6 protein-coding genes and 5 pseudogenes are annotated in these 10,651 nt (G+C 71.3%); 3 read left to right on the forward strand and 8 right to left on the reverse strand.

Features of this window, described 5'->3' with window-relative positions; all coding sequences use genetic code 11:
* Positions 1–52: 52 nt before the first annotated feature.
* The 6 genes and pseudogenes from POF73_RS43685 to POF73_RS43705 all read right to left on the reverse strand — a co-directional run.
* Positions 53–1,264 carry a ferritin-like domain-containing protein gene (locus POF73_RS43685; protein WP_272124996.1) on the reverse strand — a complete coding sequence of 404 codons (1,212 nt, stop codon included), beginning with the start codon at positions 1,262–1,264 and terminating at the stop codon, positions 53–55.
* 440 nt (positions 1,265–1,704) lie between these two features.
* A complete protein-coding gene (locus POF73_RS43690; RefSeq protein ID WP_272124997.1) occupies positions 1,705–2,760 on the reverse strand; it encodes a LacI family DNA-binding transcriptional regulator in 1,056 nt (351 codons plus the stop codon).
* Positions 2,761–2,919: 159 nt separating this feature from the next.
* A pseudogene (locus tag POF73_RS46115) lies at positions 2,920–3,489 on the reverse strand (glycoside hydrolase family 43 protein); the annotation flags it as partial.
* Between the two features lie 18 nt (positions 3,490–3,507).
* Positions 3,508–3,996, reverse strand: coding sequence for a family 43 glycosylhydrolase (locus POF73_RS46120; RefSeq protein WP_334313673.1), 489 nt, complete (start codon positions 3,994–3,996; stop codon positions 3,508–3,510).
* Positions 3,978–4,160 (reverse strand): annotated as a pseudogene (locus POF73_RS43700) (sugar ABC transporter permease); the annotation flags it as partial. The gene POF73_RS46120 and the pseudogene POF73_RS43700, both read right to left, overlap by 19 nt.
* A gap of 82 nt (positions 4,161–4,242) precedes the next feature.
* Positions 4,243–4,911, reverse strand: a pseudogene (locus POF73_RS43705) (ABC transporter substrate-binding protein); the annotation flags it as partial.
* A 6-nt stretch (positions 4,912–4,917) separates the two neighbouring features.
* On the opposite strand from POF73_RS43705, the pseudogene POF73_RS43710 reads away from it, so the two are divergent.
* The 3 genes and pseudogenes from POF73_RS43710 to POF73_RS43720 all read left to right on the forward strand — a co-directional run.
* A pseudogene (locus POF73_RS43710) lies at positions 4,918–5,561 on the forward strand (Ig family protein); the annotation flags it as partial.
* A 26-nt stretch (positions 5,562–5,587) separates the two neighbouring features.
* Complete coding sequence (locus tag POF73_RS43715) at positions 5,588–6,853, forward strand: alginate lyase family protein (RefSeq protein WP_272124999.1); 1,266 nt, start codon at positions 5,588–5,590, stop codon at positions 6,851–6,853.
* Positions 6,854–7,016: 163 nt separating this feature from the next.
* Entirely contained in the window at positions 7,017–8,597 is a 1,581-nt protein-coding gene (locus tag POF73_RS43720; RefSeq protein WP_272125000.1) for a carboxylesterase/lipase family protein, read from the forward strand.
* Positions 8,598–8,772: 175 nt separating this feature from the next.
* Here POF73_RS43720 and POF73_RS43725 read toward each other — a convergent pair.
* Positions 8,773–9,827: pseudogene (locus tag POF73_RS43725) on the reverse strand (LacI family DNA-binding transcriptional regulator).
* 259 nt (positions 9,828–10,086) lie between these two features.
* Positions 10,087–10,651, reverse strand: a 565-nt coding sequence (locus POF73_RS43730) for a penicillin-binding transpeptidase domain-containing protein (RefSeq protein ID WP_272125001.1), incomplete at its 5' end; no start/stop codon positions are given.

A 10,651-nucleotide genomic window follows, 5' to 3' on the forward strand; every position in this document is an offset into this window, starting at 1 on the left:
GGCCACTCCGAGGAGCGGCCCTCCGTCTTTCCCTCGCCCTGAGGGTCCTTGGTCAGATCCGTCTGCGGAGCGCGCGGAACTGGGGGCCGTAGGTGCTGCCGGGGGCGTAGGGGATCCTGGTCTCCATCAGTTCCACGGCAGGTCGTTCCAGCCCGTGCATGGCGTGGACGGCCGCGTTCAGGGTGCGTTCGCCGCCACCGGCCCAGGCCGCGTCGAGGGTGTCCAGCACGCTGCTGTAGGTGGCGTCGAAGCGGTGCAGGAGCACCTTGACCTCGGGCGACGGGTTGGGCCAGCCGCCGACCGGGACCGGGGCCATGGGGCGCGTGTCGGGGAACGGCACGGGGCCGCCGACGTACCTGTAGCCGTCGTCGGTCTCGCGCAGCTCCCGGCCGTGGTAGATCTCGCCGAAGGCGTAGTAGTGCGCCCGTTCGTCGTTCTCGAAGGGATCGGCCGGGGTGCCGTCGGTGCCCTCGCCCTGTTCCTTGATGATCCCGATGGCGCTCTCGACGTCGTCCAGGGTCTCGATGGGCCGCAGGTCGTCGCCGCCGACATGCACGGACAGCTGTCCGCGCGCCGTCAGGTCCGGCTGTACGACGCGGAAGGCGTTCAGCACGCCGGAGTAGAACTGGCCGACGGTGGGCGAGAGCTGCCCGTTGCGGGTGAGCGGCTCCTCGGGGGCCTCGATCCCCATCGCCACGTCGCGCACGAAGGGCTTGGTGAGGCCCGACAGGTAGACGGTCACCCCGGCGCGCACACCGCCGGGCAGCGGGCCGGGGAAGACGGGCGCGGCGGCCTTGATCCGCGGCCTTCCGCCCAGGGCCACGATCAGGTTGCAGGCGATGCTCAGGTGGAACATCTCGTCGCCGACGATGCGCCGGAGCATCCGCCCGACCTCGCTGCCGTGGTCCTTGACGGACCACCAGGCGCACAAGTACGGCGGGATGGTGGACAGTTCGAGTGCCACGGCGACCTGGAGAGCCGACTTCAGCCACTCGACTCCGCGATCCGTCTCGGGAACGGCCAACAGCCGTGCCACGGCCCCGAGTCCGGGCGCGGCGAGCTGCGCGCCGGCCGACGATGCCGCTGCCGCGGGGACTCCCGCCGCCGGTCCGGCGGCCTGCGCGGAACCGGCGACCGCGGTCGGTGCGGCGGCCTGCGCCGGACCGGTGGTCACGGCCGGGGCTCCGGCCGCCAGGGCCGCCGACGCCAGGAAACTCCTGCGCTTGAACGGAGCCACCGCCGGCTGCTCCGGCTCTTCGCTCATACCCGTCACCCTCGCCTCAGCTCATAGCGATGGTCCCGTCTTCGGCTCGACGCCTTCGGGACTCCTTCGACAGCTCGCGAAGCTAGCAGCCAAGATCGTCTTCTCCGCCTCACCCGGCCCGAGCGGCGCACCGACCACCCTCTCGGGCCAACGAAACAGCGTGCGCGCACCCGCTCCGGAGCGCGCGCGGCCGTCTGCTGGGAGGGGCCGTAGTGGCTGCGGGCGGCACCGGGTGGCTCGCTCGCCGCCTTCGGTGTGGCAGCGACGACCTGGCCGCCGGGCTCATCCGCCCCATCGGTGCGCCGCCGCCGTGATCCCCCTCGCGGTGATCGGCCTCCCAGGCCTCAGGGGCCTGACGGCAGGGCAGTGGCCCCGCTCCCGCGAACGCCGACCCGCACGGACCCGGCCGCCTGTCGGGCCGGTCACACAGGCAGGTCTTCTCAGCAAGCGGAGCGCTCACGCGGCGCCGCCGTGCTCGACCGCTCCACCAACCGGGTCGACAGCTCCGTACGCGTGCTCTCCGGCCGTTCCCCGTCCATCATCCGCACCAGCAGATGCAGTGCCGTCGCCGCCATCTCCGACAGCGGCTGGCGGACCGTGGTGAGGGACGGGGCGATCCAGCGGGCCTCCGGGAGGTCGTCGAAACCCACGACGCTCATGTCGTCGGGCACGCTCAACCCCCGTTCCGCCAGCGCCTGGTAGACACCGAGGGCCATCCGGTCCGAGCAGACGAACACGGCCGTCGGCGGCTCGGGCAGGTCGAGGAGGTCCAGCATGCGGCGGTGGGCGACGCTCTCGTCGAAGCCGGCGTGGCGGACGTACTCGGGACGGTGCCGCAGGCCGGCCGAGGCGAGCGCGGAACGGTAGCCGGCCACCCGGGCGTTGCTGCACATCTTGCGCTGCTGACCGGCGACGACGGCGATGCGTTCGTGTCCGAGGGCCAGGAGGTGCTCGGTCGCCGTCACCCCGCCGTGCCAGTTCGCCGCGCCCACCGACACCACGCCCGACGGAGGCTCAAGCACCGGGTCGATCATCACGAACGGGATGCGGTGCTGCTCCAGCCAGGCGTACTGCGACGCCGTCAGCTCGGCCAGGTTGAACAGCACCCCCGAGGAGCCGCGCGCGATCAGCTTGTCCAGCCAGCCCCGCTCCGGGCGGCTGCCCCGGGTACGGGTCAGACCGGCGGAGACCACGACCTCCAGTCCCGCGTCGTGCGCCGCGGCCTCCACCCCGTGCAGCACCGCGCCCGACCACGAGGTGTCCAGCGAGTGCACGACGAGGTCGACCAGACCCGGCGTCTTCGCCGCGTCGAAGCGGGGTCTGCGGACGTAGCCGAGCCGGTCCAGCGCCTCGGTGACCCGGCGGCGGGTCTCGGGGGCCACGTCCTCACGGCCGTTGACCACCTTCGACGCGGTCGGCACGGACACCCCGGCCTCACGTGCCACGACCGCCAGGGTCGGCCCGGCCGCTGTGCTCGCACTGCCCGTACGGACCATCGGGAACCACCTCTCCGGCCCGCCCGAGGGCCATGGAAAGTTTTCGACCAGCGCGGAAACAGTAAGCGCTTCCTACCTTAGGTTCACCGCAATGAGTCCGGAAGAGGTGTGAGTTCGCAAGGTCCGTACGGGCTATGGCTTTCGAAACCTCGAACAGGCTCAGGGTCGCGAGCAGGTGAGCCGGAATCCCGTGAAGTCGGCCGTGAACGCGGCGTCGACGAGATCCACGGCATGCACGCCCGCCATCGCCCCGGTGAAGCGCAGCTTGGTGCCGTGGTCGTCGGAGAGCTTGGTGAAGTCCAGCGGCGGCCCGACCGGGGTGCGCACACCGTCACGGACGTACCAGAACCGCGCCCGCCCGTCGTCGACCCGCCCGCCCAGGGTCAACGGCACCCTCGCGGCCACGTCCAGGACCGCCACCTGCCGGGTGCCGGACTCCTCACGCTCCACGAGGCGCAGCACCGTACGGCCCTTCCCGCGCCACTGCTGCCCGTGCTGCCCCTCGCCGTCGGGCTCCGCCCAGGTGAGGTCCAGGCTCAGATACGCCTCCGTGTTGTACCAGAGGACCAGCCCGGCGGCCTGGGTGAAGGTGTCCGGCCTCGCCTCCACGGTGACCTCGGCCTCCGCGCGGTGCTCGGTGATGCGCTGGGCCGGCAGACTGTGCGCCCACCGCGACTCGGGGCCGTGCCGGCCGGTCAGCCGGATCCAGCCGGGGCGGGTGGTGGTGTCGGCCCAGTGCGGGTCGGCCTAGCCGCGCAGGGTGCTCCAGGGCCGGCCCAGCGGCTCGTCGGGATCGGTGAGCCAAGGCCCCGGCTCAGCGGGCTCCGTCGGTACGTCGACCTCGACCGCCGGATGCCTGCCCCCTTGCCGCAGCCTCGGCCGGCCCGCCTCGTCCCAGGTCACGGCCTGGATCGCGGTCTCGCGGCCGAGGGGACAGCGCGGTCCGTCCGGTGTCCGCAGCGGCCGCGCGGCGAGGTGGCTCATCACCCACTCGCCGCCCGGCGTCTCGACCAACTCGGCATGCCCGGCCTTCTGCAACGGCACCGACGGATCGTCCCGCGTCGTCAGCAGCGGTCGGCTGTCGAACTCGTAAGGACCGGTGACGGCACGACTGCGCGCCACCAGCACGCCGTGCTCGACCCCCGTGCCGCCCTCCGCGAGCACCAGCAGGAACCAGCCGTCCCGCCACAGCAGCTTCGGCCCCTCGACGAGCCGTTCACGCGAATCTGCACACAGGCGAACAGCACCACGCGCAGGATGGAGTTCATGAACGCCGAATCGGTCAGACCGTTCTGATAGTTCTCCAGCCCGACGAATTCCGTGGTCGCACTGCCGAGCCCGAGCCCGGACTGCTTCTGCAGAAACAGCGACTGATGGACGGCGTATCCGATCGGGAGCAGTTACAGGAAAACGAAGCCGAGCTGGAAGGGCACCGTGAACGCGGCCCCCTTCCAACGCTGGGAGCGAATCATCGGGTCTGCCTCAGCCCTTGACGCTGATGCCGCGCTGCTTCAGGTCGTCGACCGTCCACTTCTGCATGGGTGCCAGTAGATCGGTGACCTTCTGCTCCTTGCTGACGACCTTGGCCCACCCGTCCTGCATCTCCGTGAACATCGCGGTCCAGTTCGGCCCGAAGGTCCAGTCGGTGGTGATGGTGGCCAGGCTGTCGGTGACCACCTTCTTCGCGGGTTCGTAGTTCTTCCCGAGCAACTTCTCCGAAATCGCCTCGGAGACATACGAGTCGCTGTCGGCCAGGGCGGGCATCACCCCGCTCCCGGTCTCCGGGCTGGCCATGGTCTTCACGGCACCGGAATCGGTGGACATCCACAGCGCGGCCGCCGCGGCCTGCTCCTTGTTCTCGCAGTCCTGCGTCACCAGCGTCAGATTGCCGCTCTGGTTGGTCCCGGCCGGCGTCCTGGCAGCCTCGCCCTCGAAGGTCGGCCAGGGCGACAGCGCCCACTTGCCGAAGGACTTGGTGAAGTTCTGCACCATGCCGGACATCTGCCAGGTGGAGATCTGCCGGGTCGCGGTGCCCCCGTTGTCGTAGTTGCGCTGTACGGCGGCGTAATCCGAGAACGACAACTTGGAATTCAGGTCGTTGTCGACGATTTCCTGGATCAGCTTCGCGGCCTTCAGAGTGCCCGCGTCCGACACGGCGCGTTGCCCGCCTTGACCCTCACCGTCGGCACACCCCCGCCGGCCCCCTGGACATACGGCGACCTCGGTGACCCGGTCCTCGACGAGCGCGCCTTCGGGACGCTCGGCGTGATCGCGATCCGCACACCGGGCAGCACGTCGTACGACGGCGGAACCTTCACCGTGCGCGGCGCGGGCGTCGATCTGACCGTCAACAGCCAGGGCATGACCGGCCAGTTCGTACGACGGCCGGTGACCGGCGACTGCGAGATCACCGCCCGGCTCGGCTCCCGCACGGGCGCGAGTGCCGACCGGGTGGGACTGCTGATGGCCAAGTCGCTGTCGCCGTTCGACCAGGCCGCCGGGGCGATCGTCAGCGGCGGAAGCAGCGCACAGCTCATGCTGCGCACGACCGTCGCCGGAAAGTCGGCCTTCACCGGGAACGGCACCGCCACCCTGCCGAGCCTGCTGCGGCTGAAGCGCGAAGGGACCGCCTTCACCGCAGCCCTGTCCACCGATGACGGCGCCACCTGGACCACCCTCGCCACCGGCGAGATCCCCGGGTTCGGTGACGCCCCTACTATGTGGGCCTCGTGTTCTGCTCCCGTGACCAACTGGCCCGCTGCACCACCGAGTTCGACGAGGTGAGCATCACCACCGACTGATCCCCCCACGGATTGGAGTCGCACCAATGAGCCGCACTTCCCCCCACCGGCACCACCCCACAGGCGAGTTGAGCCGCCGCGGTCTGCTGAAGGCCACCGGCGGAGTCACCGCGGCCGTAGCGCTGGGTGCTGCATCCGCCGTAACCGCGGCGCTCGTAGCCCCCACAGCGGACGCGGCCCCCGCGACCTTCACCCACCCCGGCATGCTGCACAACGCCGGCGACATCAACCGGGCCAAGGTCAGGGTCGCCGCGGGCGCCGACCCCTGGCTGTCCGGCTGGAACCGGCTGACCGCCAACTCCCGCTCCCAGTCCACCTGGACCAACCGGGCCACGGACACGATCATCCGCGGCGGCACCGGACAGAACTACGGCCAGCTCTACAACGACATCGCAGCCGCCTACCAGAACGCCCTGCGCTGGCGGGTCGGCGGCACCGAGGCCAACGCCCAGTGCGCGGCCACCATCCTCAACGCCTGGTCGAGGACGCTGAAGACGGTCACCGGCAACGCGGACCGGTTCCTCGCCGCCGGTATCTACGGCTGGCAGTTCGCCAACGCCTGCGAACTCATGCGCGGCTACAGCGGGTTCGACCTCGCCGCCGCCCAGGAGATGATGGTCAGGGTCTTCTACCCGCTCAACAACCAGTTCCTCACCGGCCACAACGACGCCTGCATCACCAACTACTGGGCCAACTGGGACCTGTGCAACATGGCCTCGGTCATGGCCATCGGAATCCTCACCGACAACGCCGCCAAGTACGACCAGGCCCTGAACTACTTCAAGAACGGCGCCGGAAACGGCTCCATCCAGCACGCGGTGCCGTTCCTGTACCCGGGCGTCGAGGGCTACGACCTCGGCCAGTGGCAGGAGTCCGGCCGAGACCAGGGCCACACCATGATGGGCATGGGCCAGATGGGCGCGCTCTGCGAAATGGCCTGGAACCAGGGCGACGACCTGTACTCCTACGACGGCCGCCGCTTCATGAAGGCCGCCCAGTACGTCGCCAAGTACAACCTGGGCAACAACGTCCCCTACACCACCTACGCATGGGGGACCGGCCAGAACTGCGCCCAGAGGTCACAGACGGTGATCGGCGCCGGCAGCCGCGGCCAGGTCCGCCCGGTCTGGGCCATGCTCCACTACCACTACGGCCGACGCCTGCTCCTCGACGACAAGTACATCTCCCAGATGTGCTTCTCGGTCGCCCCCGAGGGCGGCGGCGGTGACTACGGCTCCGGCAGCGGAGGCTTCGACCAGCTCGGCTTCGGCACGCTGATGTACGCGAAGTAGCCGTGTACACCCAGTAGTAGCCGTACACACCGGGTAACTGTGTACGCCGAGTAGCCGGGTAATCCGAACAGCCCTCCCACCGCTCGTGCACCGGAATATCGGGCCACAATGAGTTGCTCTGATCTTCACGGTGCACGAGCGCGGTGAGGAGGCTGGTGGACGTATGACGGCAGTCCGGACAGACCCCGTGGTGAGCACGCCCTACGGTGCGGTACGGGGCCGGTACGAGAACGACGTCGCGGTGTTCCGGGGCATCCCCTACGCGGCGCCCCCCTTCGGTCCGCTCCGCTTCCGGCCGCCCGTGCCGCCGGAACCCTGGGACGGCGTGCGCGACGCCGGATCCTTCGGGCCGACCCCGCCGAAACCCCCGTACTCCGAGGCCTTCGCGCAGTATCTGTCCGACCCCGTCGTGCCCGGCGTCGACTGCCTCAACCTCAACGTCTGGACCCCCGAGCCGGACCCCGGCGCCCGGCTCCCGGTCATGGTGTGGCTGCACGGCGGTGCCCTGACCAGGGGATCCTCCGGCGTACCCGTCTACGACGGCCAGTCCTTCGCGCGCGACGGGATCGTCCTCGTCTCGGTCAACTACCGGCTCGGCGTCGAGGGCTACGGCCTCTTCCCGGACGCCCCCGCCAACCCCGGCCTGCGCGACCAGCTCGCCGCCCTGCACTGGGTGCACGCCGCCATCGAGGCCTTCGGTGGCGACCCCGGCCGCGTCACCCTGTTCGGCCAGTCCGCCGGCGCCATCAGCATCGGCGCGCTGCTCGCCGCCCCACAGGCTCAGGGCCTGGTCCGGCGGGCCGTCCTGCAGAGCGGGTCGCCGGAGACCGCCGAGCGGGACAAGGTACGGCGGATGGTGCGCCGGATGGCGACCCGGCTGCGGATCCCCGCCACGGCCGCCGCCTTCGCCGACGTCGACCGCGAGCTGCTGCTGCGCACCCAGGCCGAGGTGGGCCGGCTCAGCAGCCCGGTGCTGGGCGGGCCCGCCTTCGGCATCGTCGTCGACGGCGACATCGTCCCCCGCGACCCCATGGAGGCGCTCACGGAGGGTGACGCCGCTGTCGGCGTCGACCTGATGACGGGCTGGACCAGCGACGAGTACCGGCTGTGGCTGGTGCCCGGCGGGCTGTTCGAGCGCGTCGACCGGCTCGGTGCGGTCGCCCTCGCCGGGGCCATGGCCCGCTGCCGCGTCGGCGCCGAGGTGCCCCGCGGCTACCGCGCCCTGCACCCGGCGGACGGCACCGCCGAGATCGTCGGCCAGATGGTCACCGACCACCTGTTGCGCCTGCCCCTGCACCGGCTGGCCGACGCCCGCCCCGGCTCGACGTACGTATACGAGTTCGCCTGGCCCTCCGCCCTTCCCGGCCTCGGTGCCTGCCACGCCCTGGAACTCGGGTTCGTCTTCGACACCGAAGAGACCCCCGAGTCCCGCAAGCTGGCCGGCGAGGGCGCCCCGCGGGAGCTGGCGGACGAGATGCACGGGGCGTGGGTGCGGTTCGCGGTGGACGGCGACCCGGGCTGGCAGGCATGGGACGACTCGCGTCCCGTGCGTATCTTCGGCGACGGCGCGGCGCACACGGCCTACGGCCCGCGCGACGCCGAGCTCGCCCTGTGGGCCACCGCCGTCCCGGCCGAGGACCCCACCCCCGCCTCGCCCCTGACCGACGGTTCGCCCTCCCGCGGCACGGAACTGCGATCAGTGGTACGACGCCTGCGTCTTCCCGGCGCCGTCCGTCGGCACTGACGACGCTCACCCCGGCCGGCAGCTCCGGATCCAGGTCGAGGACGAGGGCTGCGCCGGGGGCCGGCGGCGGTGCTGGCCGCGCCAGCGGGCCAGAGAGGGCGGGGGAAGGGCGCGTAAGGGGACGGGGAGGCGGCATGGGGCGCGGTGACGTCGGACGGGCCGTCGTTGCGGTTCGCTATGCGTCGAGGGGCGCGAGTGAGTCCCGTACCACCACATGGGTGCCCAGCAGCAGATGCTCGTCCGGGGTCTCGGGGGTGCGGCCGAGCGCGGTGCGTACGGCGAGGCGGCCCAGCTCCTCGTAGGGGACATGGACCGTCGTCAGGGCCGGGTGCAGATCACGGGCGAAGGGGATGTCGTCGTAGCCGGCCAGCGAGACATCGCGGGGCACGTCCAGGCCGGCCTCGTGCAGGGCGGTGAGCGCACCGGCGGCGACCATGTCGGTGGCGGCGAACACGGCCGTGAACTCCAGCCCCCGCTTGAGCGCCTCGCGCATCAGCCGGTGCCCGGCGTCGCGGGTGAAGTCGCCGTGCAGGAGCAGGGCCGGGTCGGGGTCCAGGCCACGGGCGCGATGGGCGGCGAGATAGCCGCGCTCACGGCCCTGGGCGGTGGTGTGGTCGGGCTTGCCGCCGAGGAACAGCACGCGCTGGTGACCCTGGGCCAGGGCATGGGCGACCAGGGCGTAGGCCCCGCCCTCGTTGTCGTACTCGATGACGGTCACCGGCGCCCCGGGACCGAGTGGCGGCCGGCCGCACAGCACCAGCCGGGAGCCCGCCGACGCCAGCGAGTCGGCCATACGGCGGGTGCGCTCGCGGTACTCGGGGGTGTCGGCTGAGCCGCCGGCCAGGATCACGGCGGCGGCACGCTGGCGCGCATCATCTCGACGAACTCCACCTCGTGCTGGACGTCGCCCTCCGTGGTGCACACCAGGCACAGATGCCCGAGCCGTCTGGCCTCCCGCTCCACCCCGTGCGCCATGTGCGCGAACGACGGCCCGGTGATGTCCTCCAGGATGAACGCCAGCGTGGGCGTGCCGACCCCGGCGACCGCCTTGGCGCGCGCGTCGGCGACGTAGTCCGGGTCCCGCACCGCCCGCATCACCTGGGACCGAGTCGCCGAGCTCACCGGATACACCTCGCCCAGCACCCGCGAGACGGTCGACGCGGACACCCCCGCACGGGCCGCCACATCCCGGATGGTGCTGCGCCCCGCGTCCTCGCTCTTCCTGGTCATCCCTGCCTCGCCCCTCTGCCGGGCACCCTCGCCTCCCCCTGGGGAACCTGCGGCAACACGATGGCAACCGGTTCCCGTTGCGGAGGCTGGCAGCGGGTGAAGGGCGGGGACGAGCCCCGTGCGGAGGGTGTCGTGGGGGAGGAAAGGGAGGGGGAGGGAAGGGAAAGGGAGGGGGAGGGAAGGGTGGGGAGGTGCGACGGGGTGGCGGGCGCTGGGGGGGTGGAGGGCGGGGGCGATTGGGGGCCCGGGGCGGCGTCCGTCAGTTGCGCCTGCCCGTCCTCGTCGCGGGCAGCGCCCCGTCGGACGACCGCTGCTCCTTCGCCGGGTCCCCGGAGAGCTCGGGCGAGGTGATGGTGCCGTCCGTGCGGACCTTCGGCAGGCTGGCCTGAGGCTTCGGCAGCAGCGCCTTGCTCCTGTCGATCGAGCCGTCCTCCTGCACGCCGTAGAGCGCATCGTAGATGTTGCGGACGGCCGGTCCCGAGGCGCCGGAACCGGTGCCGCCCTGGGAGATGGTCATGACCACCGAGTAGTCCTTGGTGTAGGTGGCGAACCAGGAGGTCGTCTGCTTGCCGTAGACCTCCGCCGTGCCGGTCTTGGCGTGCATCGGGATCTTGTCCTGCGGCCAGCCGACATCCGCGAACCGCCAGGCGGCCGAACCCCGGGTGACCACGCCCGCGAGGGCGTCGTCCATCTCGACCAGGGCCTTCTTCGTGATCGGCAGTTTGCCGTGGGACTTGGGCTTGATCTCCTGGACGTTCTTGCCGTCGGCGCTGATGACGGCCTTGCCCACGGTGGGGTCGTACAGGGTGCCGCCGTTGGAGATA

The sequence above is a fragment of the Streptomyces sp. HD genome, from assembly GCF_028369295.1.
In the GTDB taxonomy this organism is placed as follows: Bacteria; Actinomycetota; Actinomycetes; order Streptomycetales; family Streptomycetaceae; genus Streptomyces.